The 26,021-nt window shown below is 40.3% G+C and carries 20 protein-coding genes and 2 tRNA genes; 1 reads left to right on the plus strand and 21 read right to left on the minus strand.

The features are described from left to right. Nucleotides 1–43 precede the first annotated feature (43 nt). The 18 genes from CYCME_RS07900 to CYCME_RS07985 all read right to left on the minus strand — a co-directional run bounded on the left by CYCME_RS07900 (nucleotide 44) and on the right by CYCME_RS07985 (nucleotide 22,360). Nucleotides 44–2,419, minus strand: a complete 2,376-nt coding sequence (locus tag CYCME_RS07900) for an efflux RND transporter permease subunit (RefSeq protein WP_020932710.1) — start codon at nucleotides 2,417–2,419, stop codon at nucleotides 44–46. Beyond that, nucleotides 2,412–3,530 (minus strand): hypothetical protein, encoded by a 1,119-nt coding sequence (locus CYCME_RS07905; RefSeq protein WP_020932711.1) that lies wholly within the window; start codon nucleotides 3,528–3,530, stop codon nucleotides 2,412–2,414. Before CYCME_RS07905 ends, CYCME_RS07900 begins: the two co-directional genes overlap by 8 nt. A gap of 489 nt (nucleotides 3,531–4,019) precedes the next feature. Further along, complete coding sequence (locus CYCME_RS07910) at nucleotides 4,020–4,346, minus strand: non-heme iron oxygenase ferredoxin subunit (RefSeq protein WP_016389434.1); 327 nt, start codon at nucleotides 4,344–4,346, stop codon at nucleotides 4,020–4,022. A 76-nt stretch (nucleotides 4,347–4,422) separates the two neighbouring features. Continuing rightward, nucleotides 4,423–5,259: an alpha/beta fold hydrolase gene (locus tag CYCME_RS07915; protein WP_016389436.1), complete on the minus strand. Its 837-nt coding sequence runs from the start codon at nucleotides 5,257–5,259 to the stop codon at nucleotides 4,423–4,425. Nucleotides 5,260–5,321: 62 nt separating this feature from the next. Then, the gene (locus CYCME_RS07920; protein WP_016389438.1) at nucleotides 5,322–6,539 is read right to left on the minus strand and encodes a Rieske 2Fe-2S domain-containing protein; all 1,218 of its coding nucleotides are present in this window, start codon (nucleotides 6,537–6,539) and stop codon (nucleotides 5,322–5,324) included. Nucleotides 6,540–6,619: 80 nt separating this feature from the next. Beyond that, a complete protein-coding gene (locus CYCME_RS07925; protein ID WP_020932712.1) occupies nucleotides 6,620–7,846 on the minus strand; it encodes a DUF1329 domain-containing protein in 1,227 nt (408 codons plus the stop codon). Between the two features lie 34 nt (nucleotides 7,847–7,880). Continuing rightward, nucleotides 7,881–9,485 (minus strand): DUF1302 family protein, encoded by a 1,605-nt coding sequence (locus CYCME_RS07930; RefSeq protein ID WP_016389441.1) that lies wholly within the window; start codon nucleotides 9,483–9,485, stop codon nucleotides 7,881–7,883. A 208-nt stretch (nucleotides 9,486–9,693) separates the two neighbouring features. Next, nucleotides 9,694–10,200, minus strand: coding sequence for an aromatic-ring-hydroxylating dioxygenase subunit beta (locus tag CYCME_RS07935; protein ID WP_020932713.1), 507 nt, complete (start codon nucleotides 10,198–10,200; stop codon nucleotides 9,694–9,696). Next, the gene (locus CYCME_RS07940; RefSeq protein ID WP_020932714.1) at nucleotides 10,197–11,519 is read right to left on the minus strand and encodes an aromatic ring-hydroxylating oxygenase subunit alpha; all 1,323 of its coding nucleotides are present in this window, start codon (nucleotides 11,517–11,519) and stop codon (nucleotides 10,197–10,199) included. The genes CYCME_RS07935 and CYCME_RS07940 overlap by 4 nt, the downstream gene beginning before the upstream one ends. 12 nt (nucleotides 11,520–11,531) lie before the next feature. Beyond that, nucleotides 11,532–12,704 (minus strand): Rieske 2Fe-2S domain-containing protein, encoded by a 1,173-nt coding sequence (locus CYCME_RS07945; RefSeq protein WP_020932715.1) that lies wholly within the window; start codon nucleotides 12,702–12,704, stop codon nucleotides 11,532–11,534. Nucleotides 12,705–12,751: 47 nt separating this feature from the next. Further along, nucleotides 12,752–13,237, minus strand: a complete 486-nt coding sequence (locus CYCME_RS07950) for an aromatic-ring-hydroxylating dioxygenase subunit beta (protein ID WP_015005776.1) — start codon at nucleotides 13,235–13,237, stop codon at nucleotides 12,752–12,754. A 16-nt stretch (nucleotides 13,238–13,253) separates the two neighbouring features. Then, nucleotides 13,254–14,078 (minus strand): alpha/beta fold hydrolase, encoded by an 825-nt coding sequence (locus CYCME_RS07955; RefSeq protein WP_015005775.1) that lies wholly within the window; start codon nucleotides 14,076–14,078, stop codon nucleotides 13,254–13,256. Between the two features lie 34 nt (nucleotides 14,079–14,112). Beyond that, complete coding sequence (locus tag CYCME_RS07960; RefSeq protein ID WP_335327542.1) at nucleotides 14,113–15,360, minus strand: aromatic ring-hydroxylating oxygenase subunit alpha; 1,248 nt, start codon at nucleotides 15,358–15,360, stop codon at nucleotides 14,113–14,115. A 96-nt stretch (nucleotides 15,361–15,456) separates the two neighbouring features. Next, entirely contained in the window at nucleotides 15,457–16,371 is a 915-nt protein-coding gene (locus CYCME_RS07965; RefSeq protein ID WP_020932717.1) for a VOC family protein, read from the minus strand. A 641-nt stretch (nucleotides 16,372–17,012) separates the two neighbouring features. Further along, nucleotides 17,013–17,609, minus strand: coding sequence for a TetR/AcrR family transcriptional regulator (locus CYCME_RS07970; protein ID WP_015005772.1), 597 nt, complete (start codon nucleotides 17,607–17,609; stop codon nucleotides 17,013–17,015). A gap of 183 nt (nucleotides 17,610–17,792) precedes the next feature. Further along, nucleotides 17,793–20,876 carry an efflux RND transporter permease subunit gene (locus CYCME_RS07975; RefSeq protein WP_020932718.1) on the minus strand — a complete coding sequence of 1,028 codons (3,084 nt, stop codon included), beginning with the start codon at nucleotides 20,874–20,876 and terminating at the stop codon, nucleotides 17,793–17,795. Then, nucleotides 20,869–21,939, minus strand: a complete 1,071-nt coding sequence (locus tag CYCME_RS07980) for an efflux RND transporter periplasmic adaptor subunit (RefSeq protein ID WP_020932719.1) — start codon at nucleotides 21,937–21,939, stop codon at nucleotides 20,869–20,871. Before CYCME_RS07980 ends, CYCME_RS07975 begins: the two co-directional genes overlap by 8 nt. A gap of 127 nt (nucleotides 21,940–22,066) precedes the next feature. Beyond that, nucleotides 22,067–22,360 carry a putative quinol monooxygenase gene (locus tag CYCME_RS07985; protein WP_015005769.1) on the minus strand — a complete coding sequence of 98 codons (294 nt, stop codon included), beginning with the start codon at nucleotides 22,358–22,360 and terminating at the stop codon, nucleotides 22,067–22,069. Nucleotides 22,361–22,896: 536 nt separating this feature from the next. On the opposite strand from CYCME_RS07985, the gene dinB reads away from it, so the two are divergent. Continuing rightward, nucleotides 22,897–23,994 carry a DNA polymerase IV gene (gene dinB, locus CYCME_RS07990; protein WP_020932721.1) on the plus strand — a complete coding sequence of 366 codons (1,098 nt, stop codon included), beginning with the start codon at nucleotides 22,897–22,899 and terminating at the stop codon, nucleotides 23,992–23,994. A gap of 159 nt (nucleotides 23,995–24,153) precedes the next feature. Here dinB and CYCME_RS07995 read toward each other — a convergent pair. The 3 genes from CYCME_RS07995 to gltX form a co-directional block, all read right to left on the minus strand. Then, a tRNA-Glu gene (locus CYCME_RS07995) sits at nucleotides 24,154–24,229 on the minus strand. A gap of 56 nt (nucleotides 24,230–24,285) precedes the next feature. After that, nucleotides 24,286–24,361, minus strand: a tRNA-Ala gene (locus CYCME_RS08000). Nucleotides 24,362–24,403: 42 nt separating this feature from the next. Continuing rightward, nucleotides 24,404–25,822, minus strand: coding sequence for a glutamate--tRNA ligase (gene gltX, locus CYCME_RS08005; protein WP_015005767.1), 1,419 nt, complete (start codon nucleotides 25,820–25,822; stop codon nucleotides 24,404–24,406). Nucleotides 25,823–26,021: the final 199 nt, after the last annotated feature.

Genomic DNA, 26,021 nt, shown 5'->3' on the forward strand with positions numbered 1-26,021 from the left:
TATTAACAAGCATTACTAATTGTGCGATCTATTAACCAAAACATTACGCATCGGCCTTTAATAAATTTGGTTTAAACGTATGTATCGCCAAAGGAATCAAAATAAGTGCACCTAAGCAATTGATAATCATCACTAATGCAAGCAAAAGGCCCATATCAGCTTGGAAGCGTAAGTTAGACATGAAATACCAAATACCAACCGCAAAGACCATCGTAATAGCGGTAATAAAGATAGCTCGACCACTGGTTAAAATTGCATGATGCACAGCCTCGTTCAAGCTGCTATGTACTCCACGTTTACCCTCTTCTATTGAGCGACTTAGCAAATAAATACCATAGTCAATCCCGATACCCATGCCAACCGACAAAATGGGCAAGGTATTTACATTAATACTCATCCCGAGTTTCACCATAATGGCTGCGACAACCACATCAGTAAATAATAATGGGGTAATTAAAATCAATACCGCTGACAAGGATCGATAACCAAACCATATCGCAACAATAATAACCATTGTCGTTAAGATAAAGTTTAAACCTTGAGCTTTTGACACCTCACTATTTGTTGCTGATGCAATCCCAATACTGCCTGCGGCCATGCGTAATTTGCCGGGGCTACTATCAGTGGCTTCTATTTCAGAGATAACTTTTTTAGTCTTTTCAATAACATTATTAACCGTTTCTGATTTATGGTCTGAAACAAAAAAGCGCACACTGGCATTTTTATATTCATTATCAAATAAGTAACTAAAATCGCCTGGTGAAGCATTTGCCTGCAGTAAATTGACCAACTGCCCCGATTCACGGCCGTCCACGGGAAGCGTTTCAAATTTAGGATAGTTACCCGATAAACTGCGTTTTACACTGGGCAATAAATCCACAAATGATAGACTCCCTTTGATATCAGGTGTGTTTTGCATCATATACTGAAAGGTTTGAATTTTCTTTATAACACTCAATTCACGGATATCCACACGGTCAGCCTTCTTAGCACCATTGTTTTCTTCTGCTGGTGTGGCTTCAACAACCACCAGCAATTGATCTGGACCAATAAATTTTTTGGTATGAAGTGACACCGCTTGGTTATACGGCGAATCAGGCCATAATAAACTGGTGCCAGGTTCAACCTCACCTACTTTTAGATCTTTTGAAATCCAAAATGAACTGGCTGATACCGTAATAAAAACAACCCAAACGATGACACGGCTTGTTTTATGATCTGACAGATAGAATATACCGCTTAATATTTTCTTTGTAAGACAATAACTCTCATCTTCGACTGACAGATTGACCTTACCAACTTGCTTTACACAGCTGAACATTAACGGTATTAAGATAAGTACTGTCACAATCACGCTAAGCGACCAAATACCTGCAAATGTGGCTAGTTTTTGCATCACAGGAATATCGGCTACCGCAATTAAGAAGATACCTGCTGCATCGGTTACGATCCCCAAAACACCTGGCTTAAATTGCTTTTTTAGTAAGATAACGCAGGCATCAATTTTACTTAACTGATCATGCGCTATTTCTAAATAACGCATCCCCATTTGTACCGAATGACTTAAGGTACGTGCCATAACTAGCATTGGAATCACTAGTATTAGGGGATCTAAAGACCAACCTAATAAGCCTACAAAGCCCAAGCCCCATACCGCACTAATTAAAGAGGTTACACCTGCTAAAACAACCATTCTTGTGTTTTTAGAGAAGTAAAAAAGCATCGCTAACATCACCAGAAAAGAAAGACATAAAATTTGTATGACTTCTGCGTTGTACATATAGATCCACCCTGTTAACACGGGTTGGCCAAACATATGCAAGGTGAACGTCTCATTGCTATATTGCTCTGACAATGCGTTTAAATAATTAAATACCTTTGTATAATCTATTTCACCTGGAATTAAGCTGGCTTGAAAATAAGCAGAGCTTTTATCAAATGAGACATACGTTCCAAGAACCCCAGGCGTGCTATCAACCAGTTCTGAAAACGCTTTTAACTGCTCTTCAGTTTTTGGTAGTGGTTCATCACCCGGCAATAGCGGAATGCTGCTGGCACCAAACTCATCAATTTTTACCCGCCTTACTTTGCGAGAAGCGATTGAAAACACTTGGTCATGATTGACATAAGGCGTTGCATCAAGCCCTTCGGTAATGGCTTTAATCTTTTTTAGCGCATCAGCCTGATAAATGGAGCCTTCTTTAGACTCGAAAATAAGCTTGATTGTTAAAGGACCACCATATTGCCCTTCGTAGGCAAGGTGTGTATCAATGTATGGATGGTGTTGAGGCAAAATCTCCTCGTACACCGTTTTAAATGAAATGGTGGATGCATAAAACCCAGCAATAACCGTAATGATGCCAGCTATTACCAATAATATGATCCGTAATGATAGTATTTTTTCAGCCCAATTATTCACAGCTAACAAGCTCCTTTGAGTTATTCAATTGATTTATTGCGGTTACAAATGACGCATAACTTGTCACTTTAAAACCACCATTACTGCCGATAATGGCGATGTCTTCCCCTTGCACTGCCATATCAACAAACCAACCCAAAGGCCTGTCGCCAATAAATCGCTGACACACCCAGTCTGATGAAGTTAATGAGGTGTATATTTTCTTTTTATCGCCCAGAATAATGAAAAGGTCTTTGATCTTTTCGACCGAATATAAATCAACGCTTTTGGCAATATCTTTTTTAGCCCATGTGTCACCGCCATTACTGGTTTGGTAAACCATGCCTTGTTGCCCGACCAAAATGATATTTTTGCCGTTATTGGATAGCTGACAGCCATAAATAGCCGGTTCTATAGCCCCCCCATGTATTTTGCTCCACTGCCCGTCAGTATCACGTTTAAGTGCTAAGCCGAACTCACCAACTACCAGTAATTCATCGCGTTGGTTAGTGCAACCAGCATATAAATGAGGGGCTGCTTCGCCAAACTCATTCCACGCTTCTTTTAGAAAGTCTGCCCAAGGTATATTGACGGCTTCCCACTGCTGATAAGGTGGCCTACTTGACATCAGCAGCCCATAACTACCCGATAAAAGAATTTCAGCGGTGCTCAACTCAATAAAGTTAAAGATCGATTCATTGGGTGCTATTATTTGTTTTGACCAGTTAGTCAAATGATCTTTAGACTTATACAATGACCCATTTGCACCACCTAAAAACACGTCACCTTGCTTGGTGGCGTGCGTACTAAACAGGTCGTGGTTAATATTGGAATCTAGCCTTTCTGCCGCCTGCTTCTTTGATGCTTTGATGATCAAGCCATCATTTCCAACCATTAGGTAAGATTGATCAGCCAGTTGAGTGATATCAAATAAGCTATCTCTGGGCTTTAAGACTGGGTTTTCAAGATCATCCAATTGATTCGATTTTATATGGGCTAACCCCATGGAACCGTTTCTGATGTCCACTTTTTGTTGCGCTTCTACTGCCCACAAAACGCCTGATGCCTGGCTGAACCCAGCAAAAACCAATAGGCTAGCAATAACCCTTCTTGTACAAATACGTTTCTTCACTTAACCACTCCTTAAACGATATTTAAATGCCCATCAACTATTCATACCAACTGAATAATTTGATATTTAACTTGTTTAAAACTTATCGAATGAGGGATTGCCTAAACACTATGCAAACCCTAAAAAGATAAGTATCCGTATCCCCGACATTGGAGTGGTGTTCTTCATTAAACTGTTTTTCAATAAAGGTTAGAGTCTTCACCCTACTACTTAACCAGTGTTATCTATCAAACCGATTCGCAGTAAACTGCCATTCTCACCTCACTTACACAAACACAACTGTTTTCTAATCCCTCACAATAAAATTATTATCTGATTAAACCTATTTGGTTTTAATACCATTGCTTTTTCATTAAGGATTTTTCACCCTCAAATAACACTAAGCACTGCTTGCGTATTATCCATCGTACTTTTTAAAAACTTCCCGCTCATATAAACTTTTATCCAGTATTCGTGCAGACAATTACTCTCGCCGTTAAGAGTAATAAATCATTTCTCAAGTACTGGTTTTTCAATACACACGTATTCATCATTTATGACGACTGGAAAAGTCTCTAATGGAATATGACAGGGCATAGACACCACTTCCCCTGTGACAAAATTAAATGCACCACCATGAAAAGGGCACTCAATTTCATTTCCATCTTGTTCACCCTCTGTCATAAACGCCATTCCGTGTGTGCAAATATCACTGGTAACGTAATAACTTTTATTAAACTCATAAACCGCTAGTGGGGGCAAACCATCTACCACCACTTGAATTGGTGCATCTTCGGTCACCTCGGCTGTTTTACAAAGCATCATTAATTCAGACATAAGACTCCTTTTATCCCTTAGCTTTCAGGGCATCTATAATATGGTTAGTTAAAAAATTCATTAGCACTTCAACATACTAGTGCGATTTTATAAAAGCCGACACGGCACTAGAAAAGTCGTCGGGGTACTCAATCATCGCCCAATGACCACAGTGCGGCATGATATAACCCCATGAGTTATCCATTAACTCTAAAAATTTATGTGCACTCGATAAAGGAACCACTTGGTCGTCTTTACCATTCACAACCAGTGTTTTTTGTTGCACGCTGGCAATATAGTCTTCTTCATAAAACAAGCCCCCTGCTTTTCTAACCCAGTCCATAGTCGCCGCATAAGAGGCTTCATTTTTTGGGTCTACTGAGTTTGCGTGTCGGTAATCAATCATTTCTGAGGTAATTTGAAACGAATCATTAGTGAGAACCTTTATCAGCCTTATCATCCCTTCTTTTGTATAGTCATACCCTAAAACAGGCTTAAGCGCTGCTATATCCAACTCTGTATTTAGCCCAGCACTGCCCATTAAGATAAGCCTCTCACACAGTTCTGGGTACTCAACGGCAACCCCCATGGCTGTTGCTCCACCCATTGAATTACCAACAAGGTTGACTTTCTCTAACCCCATTTTTTTAATAAAGTTAGCAATATGTTCATAACGTGCTTTTTGTGAATATTCAAAATCACTGGGGTCAGGGCTATCTGTTAAACCAAAGCCCACCATATCAACAGCGATGGTTCTAAAGCTTTTGGCAAACAACGGCAAACAAGCAAACCAATTTCCGTAGCCATTTGCGCCAGCGCCACCACCATGTATTAACACTAATGGCTCACCCTCGCCGGCTTCTATATAACAAGTGTTAATACCATCCACATCAATATATTTCTTTTCATATAGTGATTCATTTTCTATATTCAAAATTATGCCCTCTCATATAAAATTTAAACGTTCTTAGCTTTTAAGTACGTTACTTAAAACCGTTACTCTTTTTTTGGTGCAACTACTCTAGCGGCCCCTGTTCGAGGTGCTCGTTGTATTCCACGGCAATGTTCACTTGCCAGTTTTCTCCAGGCGATTAAATTATGGTCCGGTTCAAAAAGCTGCTCTTCTAACCAACCATAATCATCATCATAAAATGCCTGAGATGCTTTTCTGGCCCAAATATCATCATCATTAAAACCACGTAGCGCTAACGGTTCATGCAATGACGTGAATTCCTCTTTATAACGGTGTATTTGCTCAGGCTCAGTGACCCCTTTTTTACTCAGAATTTGAAAATACATATGTCTTTTTTCATCAATAGGTACATAAAACTCAACCTGTGTTATATCGGGTTCAGGGTGATTTTCTACCGTCAGAATGCCTGGCATCCACAACGACACTTGATAAATAGTTGAATGCTCACCTTCAGGGCGAACACTTGATAAAACGGATTCACCTTTGATATTTGCATCAAATACAGGTCGGTAATTGCCCATTAATGGGTCAACGACCCCTTTAGGTGCTCCATCTTTGTCGTGAATGCCTAATTCTAATTTTTGCTCAGTTGCAAAACCAAGTGGAATAGGTGCATCGCGTGCTGTTAAATAAGATGAGTCTTTATGAATAAAAATATGTGTTGTGTCGAAACCGTTTTCAGCACCAAGGCGCCAGTTAGATTCAATTTCACGGCCTATCCCCATGACATATCGGTCTTCATCTAAAAACCAGGGTGGTAAATCTAAGCCTAACGCAGGCGGTTCATCGCCTTCTGCGACATCGCCTAGAAACACAAACATCATCCCTTTTGCTTCTTCTACAGGATAAGTTTGTAGTGCACGAGTCCCAATCATTTGACTATTTGGGTCGGTTAAAATATCGCAAAGTTTGCCATCATTAAAATTATAGGTCCATCCGTGATACCAGCACGTTACAGTGTCTTTACTGTAACATTCGATTTTTTCTGAGAAGGACACACCACGATGCAAGCAGGTATCGGCAATACAAAACACCTCTCCATCAATGCGGTTGATTAATAGTTTTTCGCCGCCTAATTGAATTGGCTTGGGCTTGTTTTCTTCTAAATCTTCACTAAACCCAACCGGATACCAATGATTACGGAAACCAAGTTTTGCTTGGATGTAATTGCCCCAACCTTTAAGTTTTTTGACAACCTCTTGATCTACAACTGTATCGTTTTCATTATCAAAATTTATCATTTGCTTTCCTTAATATTTAGTCAATATGGATAGAGCCACCTAATGCCCCTTGGCGATTCATCACCCAAGGGGCATTTTGATTATCTCGCTAAGTTTTTCATTGATGATTTTTCTGTCACAGTGACCGATGGGTTTAAATTAAGCCCCATATCGTAATTACCAAATACGGTACCGCTTCCTGTTTGCAAGTTAAGTGCCACCATCCATGTTGGTATGGGGTGATTACCATCTGTTACACCAAAATCTTGCTGAAAAGCTTTATAAAGTTTGCCGGCGTTGTCATAAATAGCCACATCACCCAATCGATAAACCTCAGCATCAAATACCATAATTTTCTTACCATAAACCGTGTCATACCTTGGAATCGCTTCTACTACATAGGCTTCACGCAATTCCATTTGACGTTGAGGTTGTGGGAAAAACTTATTATGCAGTGTAATAGGCTCTGGATAAGGAACCGTAGGCGTTATGCTCCTTGTGTTTACCAACATTAAACCTTTTTTAATAATTTTGAATTTCCACAGGCCCATTGGGTCTGAGAAGCCACTTAAATCTGCCTGTGTTAATTCTGAGCCTGCAAGCGAATCAGTTCTGTTCGCTGTAGCCACTTGGCGAACCCGTCTAAACGATGGTAAGTAAACATAAGATTCTGGTAACTTACTTTGGTCTCGGTATTGAATATCTAAGGAAATAATACCTTTCACATCATAGGGTTCAATAAACTTGATAATCCTTCTTGTGGTTTCATCTTCATAACCAGGAATGCTTGGTTTTGGTTCAGCGGCCACTCGACCTGTCATCATGATTTGCGTCATCCCCATGGTCGCTTCTTTATAAACATCACCATCGCTATTGATATAGGTTAATCGACTAATCGGAAAATCAGGACCATTCACATGACCAAAGTCATCACCCTCTAAAGCGAGGTTACCGACCTGATAATTAACCATCACCTCGATACCTTTTTCAGCAACCGGGAAGGGCAATCCACCGATCCATGGCGAGCCATCTTCAAGGCCCAATGTCCCGTATTCGTCCAGTATTCTGGCTTTACCTTTGTTTGCCTCAGTGATTTGCAAAAACTCTGGGTTACTTAACGTACCCTTTTCAGAAGTCGGTGTGACTTTGAGTACCTGACCTTGTTTAACAAGTGCAATCGCTGATTCAATTAAGTATTCGCTGTATTGGTCTACATTGCTGGCATTAATCACATCGCCGACTTGCGGAACCTTGGCAAATGCCATTGTTGATGCACTGCTGATAATGAGTGCGCTCAAAGCATGTTTCATTATTTCATTTATATTCATTTTCATGACCTCTTAAAATTTTATGAATGATTGATTAGAACTGGTATGACACGGCTATATTCATTTCGTCAGCGTGGTCATACACGGCGATACTGCGTTCTTCTTCTCCGCCAAAGGCGTTGTAGTAAGCCCATACACGCCAGTTATTACCCGGCTGCCATCTGACTTGGGGCTGTAACCAATAACCGCCGTCTATGTCATACAAGCCAAAGAATTCAACGAAAAACTGATCATTGTCGAAGGGCTGACTTAAGTTCAGTGTGAGTTGTGTTTCATCTTTTCTTGCCGCTAACCCGTTAAGATCTGTATCAAGGGATATTTTTTCACGTTCGATATAGATCACCTGAGCGGAGATGTTCATCGTTCTAGTTTTTGAGAAAATAAAGGAAGGTCGATCTATGCCTAACATTACTTTCATTTCATCTCGATGAGCGACCCCGAGTGCATCTTGCGGGTTCAGCGGGACCGGCCCAGCAAACTGTAGGTTTGAGGCAGATTTTGCAAACGGCTTATCAAAGGTGTAGGACATTTCGCCTCTAAACACCGCGGCAAGACTGTCGGCATACCAGTTAAATGAAGCCCCTGCAATATCTAAGCGCTCATGGGTGTTTTGTAGCACGGGCAGTACGGCTACTGGCGCACCTGGTGCTGTTGGCGGTGTTGGTGTGAACACAGGGAGTGTGTTGGTCGCTGAAATCACCCCATCTTGATCAATTAAGCTTAAGTAATTTAAGGTGTAATTAAACCCACCTAGTGAGCCTAATAAGCGTATTCCCCATTGGTCTTCGCCGCGCCAATCATTGGTGTCGTCATCCACGATGAAGGTGGTGCCGGGTGCTAAGGTGGGTCCAAATGGGCTGCCTACGACTAAAAACCCATCAGCCGGATCGCCAACACCATCACGTGGTAAGGGGTTTACGTTCCAAGGTGAACCGATATCCGCCTGTACTGTGGGAACAAAGTCACCGGGGTTATAGAAGAAGTCGACGCTCATATCATTGATGGGTAGTTGGTAGGTAAACCGTGCCATCCATAATGGAATACGACGGTGATCAAAGAGCTCACCGCCGCCTTCAAATGGGTGCCAGGCATTGTCCAGTGGGTTAACAATATCTAACAGTCTTACCCCATCAGATTCTCCCCAGACGATGTTTTGACGACCTAACCGTGTCCATAATTTGCCTTTTTTAATGTCGACAAAGAGTTCCCAGATATCGGCTGATGCGGTGTCGTTGCTTGCATTCATCATCGTGCCGCGATCTTTAAGGTTATTGGAGGCAGAGAAGGCATCGTAGCTATCGACGCCGCCGCTTAAATCTTCGGTGAGGTCATACGCCAGTTTGACCCGTGAAAATAAACGAACGCTATCAAACAAGCCGTTTCTTAAACTTGATGGACGGTAATCAAAGTCTGCAATCCCCCAGACGCGGTTTAAGTTAAAGTCGGGATTATCTTGTTGGCCTAATGCTGTGTTGGCCGCATTTTTATCACTGGTGGTGGAGATAGCGGTTTGTGCTCGAACGAATCCGGATACACGTAAATCTCCGTTTAGATAGTCAATTGCCTGTGCCGATGGACTGACAACCAACGTTGTCAGGCCGATTGCTATCAGCTTTTTTATAGTCTGAGTTGTGCGCATTTTATGCTCCTATTTCCCATTTAAAGTATTTAAAACTATTTAAATCCTTATCCCCATAACTGCATATCCATTAACTGTCATTCACTAATTTCTAGCTTTTTATGGATAAAAGATATCTGTACAAAATCACTCGTTAATTTAATAAATATTTCTTTCACCTTTTTGTTACCAAAACCTACTTCAATGCTTAAACACCTCTGTTGAACATCTATATATGGTATAAATCCAAGGTTGTTTGGACCTGATCATTCACAAGAACTGTCTGCCGTTGTTCGATCTTCCATAGACCATTGTCTAACGTCAGCATATATCGACTACGCCCAGCTATTTGGGTAAGCTCTCGGAACCTATACGAAGCAACTTGCCAATGGCTTTTTAATACGGCCTTTTCACCACTGAATTCAACAAGCTGTACATTTCCGATGAGGTGATTAGTCCTTGGTAGTGGCACTGAAGCAGGTGATGTACCACTGGTAAAACGCCATTTACGGTCTTCTCGCATGGATTTGTTATCCATATAGATCAGCGATACATCGTTCTCAGGATTACATGACAACTCATGTTCACTATCCCAAGCTTGCACCCAATAAACGCAATTATCTGTATACAAGGACAACCAATCTTCCCAACGCTGTTCATCTAAAGCAGCCGCTTCTTCATATAAAACCCCGGACAATAAGTTCCACGTATCAAAATCTACAACTTGTGTTTTCATGATTTGTCTTCCTTCGTCATCAGCTCTATCCAACGGTCATATTGCGTCATTGTGCAACCCTCATAGCCGATGACTCCACTATGGGACAGTTCAATACCTAAGCTGCTAGCAACTTCATCGGTACCCTCGTGACGTGAATGTAGGCCAAAAGAAATATAGCTAGTGGCTAAATTACGCCCTTCGGAGCCTGACTGACATTCTTCAAACTCAGCATTATCATCTGGGGTACCCATTCCACTACCAGCGAAAAACTCTTCAAATTGACGCAGACGGTTTTTCCTATCTTCTACTGGTTCACCGACCGGTGCTATACAGAAGAACGTTATTTCTGTGCGGTTTACATCTAAAGGTCTAAAGGTGCGAATAAGTGTTGCCATTTGGTCCAGCAAATGTAAATTAGGGTAGATAGATAGATTACGAAACACACCAGTCATCCAATGAGCTCTGTCTTCTCCGTACGCTTTACTTAGTTCAGCCAAATGCTTATAAGCCGGTCTGTCTTCAGGGTTTGGAAAATTAAACCAAATGCCAGTATGGCCATTACCAAAAGCCCACTGCCCACCAACTTGCTCATACATTTTTGAAACCTGCATGGTCTGAACTGCAGTGCTTCTTTGCAATTTTCGATCGGCTACTTTTAATAGCGAGCTGTGTGCATAATCTGGGTGTAATCCATCACCACCGCCATTTTCAAGCATCAGTTTCCAATTACCCTTATAAACACAACTCGAACTGCCCTTTAACACTTCTAGCCCGTTCGGCGCCTGGTCAACCAACATATCGATATAAGCCTTACCCCCCAATAAATGCTGATCTAAGGTAGGAACATCTGCAGATAGGCTTGCAAAGATAAAGCCACGATAACTTTCTACTTTCTCAACATGTTTTAGGCCGACGTCATTCTTATGGTCAAGCAGCTCGGGATAGCCCTCTTCTTCTCGCTGAATCCATTTTGCTTCACCATCACTAGCAAATGCCCAACCATGATAGGTGCATATAAAGCTTTTCGTATTACCCCGTTCTGTTCTACATAAACGTGCGCCCCGATGTGGGCAAGCATTGATGAAACCATTAATTTGCCCATTCATATCGCGGTTAATAATGACAGGCTGTCTACCCATGGTGACTGTAACAAAGTCCCCTTTATTCGGTAGTTGGCTTTCATGCGCGACATATATCCAAGACCCTTCAAAAATACTCTCCAACTCCCGCTCGTAAAGAGCGGGGTCGTTATATACACGTCGGTTAACCTTGTAGATACCGTCGTCGGGGCGCCTATCAAACAGTTCGTCTAAAGCATCATTATTGAGTGTGCTCATTTGATCACCCAGTTATAAATCTTCTAGTGTTTGGACACCGCGATTTGCTTCACTGGCTAACTGTCTCCACGCGACTATATTTCCATCTGGCTCAAATAACTGTTCTTTAATCCAACCCCAGTCATCCTTGTAAAACTCTTCCATCGCTTCACGGGCCCAAATATCATCATCATTAAAGCCACGTAGCCCCCAGTCTTCCCACTTTTCATTAAAATCTTTTTCAAACTCTAGCTCTTCAGCTTCATTAGCCACTTCTTTACCAAGCGTTTGAATATACCAATGTGAGTTTTCATCTCTTGGCACATACCATTCAAATTGAATCAATGAAGGGTCTGGAAAGGGGTCTACTTTAAGGGCGCCTGGCATCCATATTGAGATTTGGTTGGCTATGCGTTTATCACCACCAATAACCGGACGAAGAACTGTTTCACCATCTACTTTACCCTCAACGACGGGAACCGCATGCTGGCCGATATTATCGTAAACACCCTTAGGTCCGTCTTCGTTATTAACTACTTCCCATAAGGTGCCTTTTGCTTCTTCTTCACGATCTGTCGCAAACCCTAATGGAATAACGGTCTCATTGTTTGGTATTAACTTACTGTCTTTATGAATAAAAACATGTGTTGAATCAAAACCATTTTCAGCAGCAATTCTCCAGTTTGACCCAACTTCTCGTTTAATGCCTCTAATCGCACGCCCTTCATCTAAAAACCCAGGTGGTACGTCATTAATCAGAGGGGTAGGTTCAATATCGCCGAGAAAAATAAATACAAGCCCTTTTGCTTCTTGCACAGTGTACGTTTTAAGACGATGCTTACCAATCATATCGCTTTTAGGGTCCGTCATAATGTCGCATAACGAGCCATCGTCCCATCGATACGTCCAAGCATGATACCAACAGGTAATGGTCTCTTTTGTATAACACTCAGGCTTTTTAGAAAAGGCAACACCTCGGTGTAAACACCTATCTTTGATGGCATAAACTTTTCCATCAATTCGGTTGAGTAATAGGTTTTCACCACATAACATCGCCTTAACAGGCTTGCCCTCTTCTATTTCTTTACCGAACATGACGGGGTACCAATGGTTTCTAAACCCCAGCTTGGCCTTAATAAAGTTCGGCCATAACTTGTTCTTTTTCACGACCTCTTCGTTGACTAAAATTCTTTCACTTTGATCCATAACATTTTCCTTTTAAATTAAATTTAAATTACAAGTGATGCTTAGGTTTAAATTGGGATAACCATCAAAGTCGTAATTCGATGAGTGTCATAAATAGCAGAACGCTTTTTAAACTTAAGAACCCCTTCATCACGAACTATTTCATCGACATAACGACCCACGTTGTAAACGCTACTTTCACCGTCGTTACATGTTTTAAAGACCGCATAATTAGACTGCACATGAAAGGTCTCTCCGTCTTCTGTACTGATCATTGGGTTGCTAATAATGTGACGGTACCACTGCACTTGATATACATTTGCATGACGCAAAGCTGTAACACGGTCAGCTAACATTCCACGGCTATCGCACCAGATCACCGCTGTTGGCAAGCCTATTTCATGGTTTTCCCTAGGAATGATTTGGTACAAACAATCTTCCGTGAAAAAGTCTGGCCAATGTTCAAGGTCATCATCATCAATACACTGGACATAGCTATTAAGCAGTTGTTCTACTTCGCTTTTTAATTCTATGGTTAAGGGTATATTAGGCATCTAATTTTCCTTCGAATTAGTGAGATTCAATAAATTGGCTAACCGCTGATGCAAAATCTTCTGGATGCTCAATCATCGCCCAATGACCACAATGAGGGACTATATAACCCCATGAATCATTAATTAATTCTAAAAATTTGTGCGCGTGAGTTAAGGGAACAACCAGATCATTTTTGCCATTTACAACTAATGTTTTCTGGGTGATTTTCGCAATGTATTCATCCTCGTAAAAAAGCCCTCCCTGAGATTTAATCCACTCCATCACATTGCCATAAGCTTCTTTATTACTCGGGTCTATAGAGTTGGCAAAACGGTAATCGATCATCTCATCAGTAATAACAAAATCATCATTGGTTAACGCTTGAACCATTTTCACCATACCTTCTTTAGTGAAGTCATATTTCAAGATCGGCATCAATGCTTCTGAGATTTCTGTATTGAGACCAGCACTTCCCATCAACACCAATTTATCAACAAGCTCTGGGTACTCAATCGCAACACCCATAGCCGTTGCTCCACCCATAGAGTTTCCAACCAATGTTGCTTTTTCAAACCCCATGGCTTTAATAAAGCCAGCTAAATGGTCATAGCGGGTTTTTTGTGAGCAGTCCGCTCCAATGACAGCAGGGCCTTCAGATTTACCAAAGCCAATCATATCGATGGCAATCGCTCTAAACTTCTTACCGAAAAGAGGCAGGCTTGCAAACCAGTTACCGTAGCTATTGGCACCTGCTCCACCACCATGAATTAAAATGACCGGCTCACCTTGCCCTTCTTCTATATAACAAGTCTTAACACCGTTAACATCAATATATTTTGTTTCGAAATCTGCTTCGTTCATCTCTTTATCCTTATATTTAATTATTAATAAACCTTTACTGAGTCACACCCATAATTTGCTGATAACCTTTCCAATAGGCACGTAATATCGACTCGGTTAACAACGTACCTTCATCTCCGTCTTCACCCATTGCCATCAATGAATGATGACTTGGATCACCCTTAATGGCGTTTTGAACCAATTCAGTGGCTTCACCATCTTCCATAGAGATATAACCCGCTGGGCCTACTAAGTTCATCTGCCTAACTCTTTCAGCTCTTAATTCAGGGGTATCATCTTCATAGCCAAAAAAATGGAACACCAACTCAAATTCGTCGACACCTTTAGGAATAATTTGACGTACCGCCAAGGTGTTATGAATTTGCTGTAACACCATTGAAGGGAAAATAGATTGGATATGATTGGTAAAAACTGGGTCTAATTCTGGTGTAACTTCTAAAACAGAGGTATCAGCTAACTTAACACCTGTATCATAGGTTCTTAAATCACCTTTTTCGTACTCAGATTTATCTTCATTTTCAATAACATAGGCGCTAAGAAGGCTATGCATATTTAACGGCCCGCCTATTTCAGCACCACCACCCATAGTAGATCGGTAAACACCAAACGTGGCATGAAAAAGATGCAGTAAACTGGCGTGATAAGGGTCTTTAGTGTTCTCTGTATATAGCTTCCAATTAGCATTAACATATTGCCGAGTCACGCCGAGGTATTCGATCGGCTTGCATAACACCCTCAACATCATTTTGAGCATTTGAGGGCCTAGGTATTCCTCTAATGTTGGCCCTTGATCAGCAAAACTTGCAAAAATAAGCCCACCCAATCTTTCAACTTTTAACTTTTGTAAAGGTCGGTCACTCGGCTTAAAGTCCTTAGGAAAACCACCTTTTCCACCATGGCCTTTACGAAAAGGAACCCCAACACAATCGCCTGACGCATCAAAGGCCCACTGGTGGTAAACGCAAGTAAAAACGCCATCTTCAGACTTCCCATGTCGTTCTCTACAAACTTCTGCACCTCTATGAGAACAGCGGTTAACCCATACATAGAAGTTATCTTTATCATCACGGGTTGCGACAACAGGCACATCACCTACAAATGTCGACTTATAACTAAATGCTTCTGCTAATTCAGATTCCAGCGCAACGAAACTCCAGGTTTCACCACGAAAAATATTTTCTTGTTCAAGCTTATAAATACTTTCGTCTGTATAAACTTCAAATGGAATTTTTGTTGAGTCACTCCAATCCAAGCTATTAATTACTTTATTTTTTTCATTCACTTTATTCACCCTCATCATTATTTTCCAAAGAACTTAATACAAATTTGTTACCAAACTCACACACTTATGAACAGACGTTCATTTTTTGAAAAAATTTTAGTTGTCATTTGATCTAGGTTCAACATGACCCCAATCACTTAATTGGGAATACGTTTTAACTTCCCAATTATCTTCTTCTATGATTATTCCGCCCCAACCAATTTCTAAACCAAAACCATCGGGTGTTTGAACATAGAAAGAAAACATTTGATCATTTGGGTGATGACCAAGCTCCATAAAAAAAGGTGTATCAGCCTTTTTAAAGCGATCAAAAGCGAGACCAACGTCATTCATATTTTCATACTCGATCATAAAATGATGTAGCTTTTTAGGTATTGGGATACTTGCACAGGCGACAGAATGGTGTCTGCCAGTTTTTGTATGTAAAAAAGTAGCTTCTAATACTGGCCCACCAGGAAAAACCTCACCGGTGATATAATCGCTTAATCGAATACACAATACATTCCTATAAAAGTTAAGACTCATCTCAACATTTTCAGCATTAGCAACATAGTGACCAGCACCAAAACGATCAGCTAAAAATTGCCCAACCAAAACATCCGATTTAAAACTGTCATTCATCGGGATAATCGATGCGCCATAATATAGTTCATGATCAACCCCATCCGGGTCTGTGCAAATATAGGCTTTCCTAATCCCCCTACTTTCACAAAACTTCTGGTCTGCTTTTACAATCTCAACACCCTTTCCTTTGATATGTAGAACGACTTCATTCAGCGATTGATCATTATCATATTCCCAACCGACTGCTGATAAATCATTTGCTGACCCTTTTTCAATAATGATTCGTTGTTCTTGCTTATCCATACGAAAAGCAAGTTGATCGTCACTACTTTTGTCACTAAGCTGCAGACCAACTAGGTCCTTTAAAAAAGTGTTCCATTCCGCCAATTTATCGGATTTAAAAACAAAATATCCCAAACTGGATGGAGTTAATTGATCTAAATTCATACGTCCTCTGCTGATATAAATTAAATGTTTAACGTTAAAATTTTGAAACTTTTTTCGTTAACTATTCATTAATTAGTCTTAATAATTAACATCTACCTTTTCATTTCTGGTTCAAATGAACACTTGTTCACTAAATCCTACCACCTGTTTTTTTGCATCGCAACAATTATTTGAACTTTTGTTCATAACCCACGTTCTTTAGATTTAATGTTTTTTAAATCAATATGAACAATTGTTCACATAAATATTATCAGCGTGTTTTTATAACTTCAACATCAAAATGAACATTTGTTCATACATATTTAAAGTACTTTACATAAGGAGTGTGCACAGGGAAATAATTGAAACCGATCTAACTCATCATTAATCAATAACTTAGGAAATAAATAACCATCCCCTTTTTAGAGTCACATTACATTTAAATGGATCTGATTATTAATGAGATTTCACTGATCAATTCCTTAAAACAATGAAGGTTATTACCACTCGTGGTGGTCAATACACTGAATGCGTTAGTAGGAATTATCAACGCAATAAGTCTGGAATTAGCTTGGGAATTTAAATAATTTAGATATTTAAACGAATTTGCTTACAGTTGTTAAGAACAATTAACATAAACATATTGAAGAATAACTAGGCGCTTACGTACTTTTAAGCCCCGCTATTGCCATATTAAATATTTGCTCTGCAATAAAATCTGGACTATTGATGGAATCATCATAACCAGGAAAGTATTTTCTAAATTCCATCGTTTCATAATAATTTAGTGCCATACCAAAAATCAAAACCGTCGTGACATCTGCATGACATGTAGGGTTAGCCTCTATCACTAGCTCTTTTAAATTATTATATTCTTCGGATAATACCTTCTCTGCAAGCTTCTTAATACGCTTAGGATCAGCATCCAGTTGTTCACGTTTAAAAAGCTTCGCCACTTCAACGTTATCATTCATAAAGTGGCAAAAGTTATTTATAAATCGGTACAGTTTACTTTCTAAAGTTTCATCAGGATCAGAGGTTACTCGCCATGCTTTAGCGTGCTCAAGGTAAGCACTATCTAAAACCATGTCATATAACTCTGCCTTTGATTTATAGTGAATATATAAGGAACCGAGACTGGTCGATGATTTAGCAGCTATCTCTCTCATAGTAACTGCCTTAAAGCCATATTTTGAAAATAGCGTTAACGCAACATCAAATATTTTATTTTTCTTATCCAATCCTTTCGATAATTTCATTTCAAAAATTATTAAACTAAAAGAAATAGTATACAAGTAATATAAAAAAAAAGAACTTCAACCTTGATATAGAGCAGTTTATAAGTGCAAGAACCTATAACTTTCCTCAATACAGCAATACTTTTAAGACCGCTGCGATCAGAATAATCGTTATTAGTTTTTGCGCACAGCCAGTATCCTTTACTAACCTTTAACCTTAAAAAACGCCACGTACATCGTTGGAAATACCAGCAATGTTAACAAGGTCGCAACTAACAGTCCCGACATCATAGTGATCGCCATTGGACCCCAAAAATAATCTGTAATCAACGGTATCATCGCGAAAATAGCTGCCAAGGCTGTCAAAATAATCGGCCTAGCACGTCGTACAGTTGACTCCAATACCGCATTCCAAGGTGATGAACCCGATGCTAAATCTTGATCAATTTGATCCATTAAAATAATCGAATTTCGAATAATAATACCCACCAAGGCCAGTAAGCCAAGCCGTGCTACTAGACCAAATGACAAGTCCAATACTAATAAAATAAAGACAACTCCAATTAGTCCCAATGGTACCGTCATTAAAACTAAGAACATTTTTTTTATACTATTTAGCTCAAACATTAATAAGGTAAGTATCGCAATCAACATAAAAGGCATTGTTTTCGCTAATTGTGTATCAACTTCTCTGGAGATATCCACTTCTCCAAACACTTCAACCCGATAACCACTAGGTAATGAATCACGTAATTCATCTATCTGTGGTTTTAACGCTTTAACCACATCAAAATTCAACACGCCCTCTTCCAATAATGACTGCACAATCACCGAACGATATCCGTTATAGCGCCAGATAACACCTTCTTCAAATTTCAAACTGATATCTGCCAGCTCAGACAACGCAACGGTTGTGCCGTTGCCTAAGGGCACTTGTAAATAATTAATTCGATCTAGGTTATAACGATTCTCCGATTCATTACGAAGCACAACATCAATATGGTCATTACCCTCGCGATATTGAGTCACCGGTAAGCCATTAAGCATAACACCGAGTGTTTTGCTCAACTGAGCCGGATCAGTCCCACTAGCTGCCACACGGGGCAAGTCAAGCTTAATATCTACCACCACCCGTTTTTCTCGGCGATTATCATGCACATCTCTTGTTTGTGGATTATTTCTGAGTATGTCTTTTAATTGCTCAGAAATATCAGACAATTTTTCAGCATCATTTCCAGTGATTAAATATTGAACGGGGTAGTTGAACGGTAAACCATATACAAGGTTATACACACGGGTTCGCACATTGGGTTGATGTGTTGCAAAATAGTCGCTTAACAAGGTTTTTATTTGTGCACGTGCCTCTAGGTTCTTTGCAATCACAATAATTTTGCTGTAGTTCGCATTAGGTTGCTCTATGTACATATCATTCTGTACACGCAAAGAATCCCCGCCGATATAAGTAAGGTAATTTTCAATATTATCTTGTGCGTCTAGCAACCGTTCAACATCGGCGATCTGACGCTCCATTTGATGGTAGCTAGTCCCCTCTGGGAACCAGACATCGACCAGTGCCTCAGGGCGATCATTGCCTGGAAAAAACTCCATTTTTACATGCTGCATTCCAAATATGGTCAAAACGAATGAGAGTGCCGTGACCCCTAGTACCGTTTTGTTATGACACATACACCAAGCGATTAAGCGGCGAAACCGATTATAAAAATCACTCTGATACATAGCCGAATTGTCGACATTAGCCGTTTGTATATGCTGCTTACCCTGGTGTTCAACCTTTAGCAATTTAAAAGACAAATAAGGGGTTAACAAAACAGCCACTATCCAAGAGGCAATTAACGCCACACCAATCACTACAAAAAGATTACCCAATATCTCATTCGGTGCTGCATCGACAATATAAACTGGTAAAAAGCCTACGGCCGCAATTAAGGTACCACTTAACATCGGTTTCGATGTCGCAGTATATGCATAGGTAGCAGCTTTTAACCTATCCCAACCTTGCTCGAGTTTTACATGAACTAATTCCACCACGATCATCGCATCATCTACTAACAAGCCAAGTGCAATGACTAAGGCACCCAAAGAGGTACGGGTAAGGGGGATTCCTAATATAGACATCATGACAAATACCAAACCCAAAACCACAGGAATGGCTAGCGCTACGATAAAGCCGGTACGAAACCCAAGTGAGAAATAGCAAACCACCAATACAATAAAAACAGCTATTAATAATTTAAGCAAAAACCGATTAATTTGTGCTTGCACAGATTTAGGCTGATCGCTCACCAAAACGACCTCCACACCAGCGGGTAACTGTTCTGTAAACTCTGCCATGGTGGCCTTAACCTCATCTGACAAGGTCAGTAATTGATAGCCTTTACGCATCGTAATACCTAGCCCAATAGACGGGTTACCATTAACACGCATCCTGAATACAGGCGGATCGTCGTAACCTCGGCTAATAGTGGCGATATTTTCAAGATATATAACGCTATTATCCTGTAGCTTAATAGGCAGTTTTTTTATATCGTCAATGGATTGAAAACGATCATTAAGGCTAAGCCTATAATAGGACTGCTTGCCTTCTATTCGGCCACTGGTTTGCACCTTATTATGTTGTTGCAACAAAATACCAATTTGCAAAGGATCTAAACCCAGCGCCGACATACGCTTATCATCCATCTCTACAAATATTTTTTCATTTTGTACGCTGTATAAAATAGCTTTTTCCACTGACTCAATACGCACCAAAGCATTTCGCGCTTTCTCAGCATAATCTTTCAAATCCGCAAATGAGTAGTCGTCACTATTGAAGCTGTACACCATTGAAAAAATATCGCCAAACTCATCATTAATAAAAGGACCTTGAACACCTTCAGGCAACCGATGTTGAATATCATTGATTTTTTTTCGTATGTCATACGCACGATCCTTCATCTCTATCGCGGCATTTGGCATAAAATCTTCAATATTAACGATTAACCACGCCTCACCCGGTTTACTAAACGAGCTGACTTCGCGAAGCCAAGGCACTTCTAGTAATTTTGTTTCAATGGGGTCTGTCACGAATTGCGACATTTCTTCTGCCGACGCTCCGGGCCATTTCACATTAACCACAATAGTTTTAATTGCAAAAACGGGTAAATCACGCTGCCCTAGCTTGAAAAAGGCAAACGTTCCGGCCACCAAAATAACAACCATAAAATAGATCAGCACCTGTGAGTGCTTTATTCCCCATCGTGCGAGGTTTATGCGCTCTTTATCACTCATTGGTTAAAACTCTAACCGTATTACCTTCTTCGATTTTATTAGCGCCAGCAATCACCACCCATTGGCCATCCTTTAAGCCATCAACAATGCTCACATGGTCTGCTAGTGATTGACCCAGAGTAACCTGCTTAGCACGAACCTGTTTTGTCGTTGAATCAACGGTCATGACCATCATTTGACCATCATTCTTAACAATAGCAGACGTTGGCAACAAGCCTACACGATCCTCTTTTATTGAAAATAACGCATGCCCTGTCATACCCAGTTTTACCCCGTTGGGTTGCTCATTAAGACTCAGTTTTACTCTATACGAGGGGGCGTTAATGGTTGAAATAGGGCTAATTTCACGAACTGATGCAGCATATTCTTTATCGTCATAGGCCCAAAGTGTAACGCTGACTGACTGACCAATTGATAATTGATTAATCTCTTTTTCTGCTACCGCTGTAACAAATTCCCAACCATCTTTCCAGGCAAACATAGCAATGGCTGCGCCAGCTTTAACCACATCACCGACTTCTTTACCAAGTGAAATAACAACACCGTCTGCTGGGGCTAATAATTGCGTATACCCATGCTGATTCACACGTTGAGCATATTCCGCTTTCATCACGTTTAATTCAGCATAAGCGGCTCGTTCAATATTAATCGCTTTATCAAGCTCGGATTGCCCAATAAACTTCTTTTGACGTAATTCTTTAGCCCGAGCCAAATCACGCTGAGCTCTTTGTAAATCTGCTTCAGCAGCCTTTTTCTTATTGGAATAGCTTTCATTGCTCAACGCATAGTCTTTTGCATCAAGCACTGCAATAAGGTCACCTTTTTGCACTACATCACCAACTTCAACTAGGCGCTCAATCAAACGACCTTCTACCTGGAATGATAACTCAGTTTGATATCGAGCTTGAACACGACCCGGGTAATCCATAATACGAGTCGCCGGTTGATATGAAAAAGTAGTTACATCAACGAGCTTATTTAATGGTTGACTATTCGATACATCACCACAAGCACTAAGAGTGATGGCTAAAATAGCAATCAGAGCAACGGATAAAATATGCATAAATTTTTATTATTATTAAAGTTTGGGGCTGAAGGTCAGCCCCTATCGAGTATTAATACCTAGAAAAGGTATCATTTTTATTTATCTGAAGCTTCTTTAGCTCCAGTCTATTATTTTTTAATAACGCTTATATATCTAAGGCTGAAAGAAACTTAGAAGCCGGTGGCGCTGTTAACAGAGCACCCAGTTTTTTTAGATCTCCTCGTTCTCCACGCCAAGCAACATAGCTTTCATGATCTGCACGTGTTTCCCATTTTTCAAGTAGCACAATATTTAAAGGGTCATCATCATTGCAAGTTACAACAATACTCTGACAACCTTTAAAGGACCGTGTATCTGGCAAAATAGCTTCCAGTGTATTCAATAACGTTTCACGATTGTCTGCACTCACGTGCATATCCAGCGTTACATCTATAGACATTATTTTCTCCTATTTTAATTTTCATTATTGGTTTGCTTTCAATGGTCAACAGTCAACATAACCTGACGCCAAAAATACTAACAGAAAAGTGAGCTATGCATGGCAGATGCAAGCAAAACTTCTCATAACTAGCCATCCGTAATCCGCCTAGCTGTTCACAGCCACTAAAGCATGTTGACACCATCATGTATAGCTGAAAAATTAGTAAAGCTATAATAAACGTACAGATAAACCACACAAGCCCTACGCTTATTTACTTAAACCGCAGATACATAATTAGCCATATAATAACGCGCCCGACGATTATAAAACTAATTTCACCTGCACCATCAAGCTAGATTTAATTTTTGCAGACACCGTCACTAAATGGCTCTGTTACAATTTCCATTATTTTTTTCTCTTTAGACACTTTCTCCATTCCGGGGGCCCTTTAATCGCAGTTCTATAACAGGCATCACTATCTTTATTGCTGGCTTATTTATTACAATGCGCCTTGCCTATCTTAAAATAAAGAAAACTCGGCATAATGTGAGTTAATGACCCCTTTGCAACGAAAAATTATCCATATCGACATGGATGCCTTCTTTGCCTCCGTTGAACAGCGTGACCAGCCTGAACTACAAGGCAAACCTGTTATTGTCGGTGGCCAGCCAAATAGTCGTGGTGTGGTAGCGGCTTGTAGCTACGAAGCACGCCAATTTGGTATTCATTCTGCCATGCCCTGCTCACGCGCTTACAGACTTTGTCCACAAGCTATATTTATTCCGCCTAGATTTGATGCCTATAAAGCCGTATCAAAAATAATCCATGAAATATTCTGGCGTTATGCCACAGACGTTGAACCCTTATCACTTGATGAAGCGTATCTTGATGTTAGCCATAGCAGCGAATATAAAGGCTCAGCAACGCGGATCGCTGAAGCCATTAAACATGACATTAAAGCCGAAACGCAGCTGATTGCATCAGCGGGTGTTTCATACAATAAATTTTTGGCAAAAATAGCCTCTGATATGGATAAGCCTGATGGCCTGTATGTTATAAGACCAGAGCAAGGCGAAGCGTTTATAGCAACCCTACCTATTGGAAGTTTTTACGGTGTTGGCCCTGCCACAGAGATAAAAATGAATAAATTAGGCATTAAAACAGGCCGTGATTTACGCTCTAAAAGCTCTGTCGAATTAACTAAGCATTTTGGTAAATCAGCCGAGTACTTTTTCCAAATCGCGCGTGGTATCGACCATCGCCCTGTACGCAGCACACGTATTAGAAAATCATTAGGTAAAGAAAAAACATTCAAAACGGATGTTTATGATAAAACCTTACTGCTTGAAAAACTCAATCAATTAGCGCAAAAGGTCTTCGAAAATTTAGCAGCTCAGCAGTTCATGGCTAAAACAATCACCGTAAAAATAAAATACGCAAATTTTAAATCAGTGACTCGTTCGTACAGCAGTACTAAAATTTTTATTCAATTACCTGAAATACCCAACATACTCACAGAATTACTCTCTCGCACTGACGCTGGTCAACAAGGTGTTCGATTAGTCGGCATCAGTGCCAGTGGTTTACAAAGTATGAACGATAAAAAAGCAAAAAATGGGCCCGCTGATCAACTTGAGTTTAATTTAAACTAACCCCTCCTTTTAGGTCTGCTCCTTTCAGCATTTATTGTTGTTTCTCACAAATACTGCCTTATTAAAATCTTTCTACTAAAGCACTCTAGCCTGTTTAAACCTGAGAAATATCTACGCGCATAAAAAAACCGCTTACATTTCTGTAAGCGGTTTTTTAAATGGCGTCCCCAAGGGGGTTCGAACCCCTGTTACCGCCGTGAAAGGGCGGTGTCCTAGGCCTCTAGACGATGGGGACTAAGTCTATATTTACTACAAAAGTGAATCGTCTAAATCACTTTATCACCAAAAAAATGGTGGAGCCAAGCGGGATCGAACCGCTGACCTCAACACTGCCAGTGTTGCGCTCTCCCAGCTGAGCTATGGCCCCTCTTGGCAGGACGCGAATTGTACTGAATGATTAACTAAGTGTCTAGCCTTCTTGCAGAAGAATTCTATTTTTTATGTAATCTATCCCTCTTTTGATGTTTTTTATACAGGTTTCTTTCCCCAGCAAGAAAAGCGTTGCATCTAATGCTGGTGAAACTGATGTACCTGATAATGCAACACGTAATGGCTGCGCAACTTTTCCAAGTTTTAAATCCAAAGTTTCAGCCGTTTTTATAATCACCTCATGCAGCTTTTCTTTAGACCAGTCATCTAACGCTTCAAATGTTGCTAACATCATTTCTAAGGGTTCTAAACTAGCTGCCTTTAAATTCTTTTTAGCTGCTTTTTCATCAAACGCCTCATAGTTATTATAAAACATAAGACTTTTTTCGGCCATTTCTTTTAATGTTTTAGCGCGCTCTTGCTGTGTTTTTACAAGCTCTATAATAGATGGTCCCTTATCCACATCACAACCTTGCGCTACTAATTGTTCACTTAATGGCTCAACCAACCGCTCAGGGTCACTATTTATAATGTATTGTTGATTAATCCAAAGTAGTTTCTCTGTATTGAATGTTGAGGCGGTTCTATTGACATCTTTAATATCAAATAGCTCAATCATTTCAGCTTGTGTAAACAACTCTTTGTCACCATGAGACCAGCCTAAACGAACCAAATAATTCAATAAGGCCTCGGGTAGAAAACCGTCATCGCGATATTGCATAACACTAACCGCACCATGTCGTTTGGATAATCGTGCGCCATCGTCGCCAAGAATCATCGGCACATGTGCAAATCGAGGTTCCTGAGCACCAAGTGCTTTCATAATGTTGATTTGTCGAGGTGTATTGTTGATATGATCATCGCCGCGTATCACATGCGTCATATTCATATCTAAGTCATCCACCACAACGGTTAAGTTATACGTTGGTGTGCCATCTGATCGGGCAATAACCAGATCATCTAACTCGTCATTAGCAATGGATATTTCGCCGCGTACCAAATCATCAAAAACAACCATACCCGTTTCTGGGTTTTTAAAGCGTACCACGGGTGACACGCCTTCAACAGCTTCTGTACGGTGTCGGCACTTCCCGTTATAACGTGGTTTTTGTTTATTAGCACGCTGCTGCTCACGCATTGCTTCTACTTCTTCAGCAGAACAATAACAATGATAAGCATCACCTTGTTCTAATAGCTGTTCAATAATTTCTTGATAACGGGGAAATCGCTCTGTTTGAAAAAAAGGCCCTTCATCGTGGGACAGTCCAAGCCACTTCATACCATCAAAAATAGCTTGCACCGATTCGTCTGTAGACCGTTCACGGTCGGTGTCTTCTATTCTTAATACAAACTGCCCTTTTGTTTTTTTAGCATATAACCATGAAAATAAGGCTGTTCTTGCACCACCAACATGTAGGTAACCTGTGGGGCTAGGAGCAAATCGTGTACGGACTGTCATTTAAAATCACCAGATAAAATAAAAGCGATATTTTATACTCAACGAGGGTAAGTTTCATGGAAGTCAGCAAAAAACTGTTACTAAATGAAGCCATCACAAAATAATAACTTTCGTTAAGGCTTTAGCAGCCCCGTAATGGCTCGTTACATCGCATTAAGTCATTTGCTCATGATCGACAAATAGTCTCTATTTAAAACCA

The sequence above is a fragment of the Cycloclasticus zancles 78-ME genome (assembly GCF_000442595.1).
Classification (GTDB): Bacteria; Pseudomonadota; Gammaproteobacteria; order Methylococcales; family Cycloclasticaceae; genus Cycloclasticus; species Cycloclasticus pugetii.

Bases quoted from the DNA above. Each gene is read 5' to 3' on its own strand.
- CYCME_RS07910 (WP_016389434.1), bottom strand. From the start codon at position 4,346: ATGTCTGAATTAATGATGCTTTGTAAAACAGCCGAGGTGACCGAAGAT.
- CYCME_RS07920 (WP_016389438.1), bottom strand. From the start codon at position 6,539: ATGATAAATTTTGATAATGAAAACGATACAGTTGTAGATCAAGAGGTT.
- CYCME_RS07925 (WP_020932712.1), bottom strand. From the start codon at position 7,846: ATGAATATAAATGAAATAATGAAACATGCTTTGAGCGCACTCATTATC.
- CYCME_RS07930 (WP_016389441.1), bottom strand. From the start codon at position 9,485: ATGCGCACAACTCAGACTATAAAAAAGCTGATAGCAATCGGCCTGACA.
- CYCME_RS07935 (WP_020932713.1), bottom strand. From the start codon at position 10,200: ATGAAAACACAAGTTGTAGATTTTGATACGTGGAACTTATTGTCCGGG.
- CYCME_RS07940 (WP_020932714.1), bottom strand. From the start codon at position 11,519: ATGAGCACACTCAATAATGATGCTTTAGACGAACTGTTTGATAGGCGC.
- CYCME_RS07945 (WP_020932715.1), bottom strand. From the start codon at position 12,704: ATGGATCAAAGTGAAAGAATTTTAGTCAACGAAGAGGTCGTGAAAAAG.
- CYCME_RS07950 (WP_015005776.1), bottom strand. From the start codon at position 13,237: ATGCCTAATATACCCTTAACCATAGAATTAAAAAGCGAAGTAGAACAA.
- CYCME_RS07955 (WP_015005775.1), bottom strand. From the start codon at position 14,078: ATGAACGAAGCAGATTTCGAAACAAAATATATTGATGTTAACGGTGTT.
- CYCME_RS07965 (WP_020932717.1), bottom strand. From the start codon at position 16,371: ATGAATTTAGATCAATTAACTCCATCCAGTTTGGGATATTTTGTTTTT.
- CYCME_RS07970 (WP_015005772.1), bottom strand. From the start codon at position 17,609: ATGAAATTATCGAAAGGATTGGATAAGAAAAATAAAATATTTGATGTT.
- CYCME_RS07975 (WP_020932718.1), bottom strand. From the start codon at position 20,876: ATGAGTGATAAAGAGCGCATAAACCTCGCACGATGGGGAATAAAGCAC.
- CYCME_RS07980 (WP_020932719.1), bottom strand. From the start codon at position 21,939: ATGCATATTTTATCCGTTGCTCTGATTGCTATTTTAGCCATCACTCTT.
- CYCME_RS07985 (WP_015005769.1), bottom strand. From the start codon at position 22,360: ATGTCTATAGATGTAACGCTGGATATGCACGTGAGTGCAGACAATCGT.
- dinB (WP_020932721.1), top strand. From the start codon at position 22,897: ATGACCCCTTTGCAACGAAAAATTATCCATATCGACATGGATGCCTTC.
- gltX (WP_015005767.1), bottom strand. From the start codon at position 25,822: ATGACAGTCCGTACACGATTTGCTCCTAGCCCCACAGGTTACCTACAT.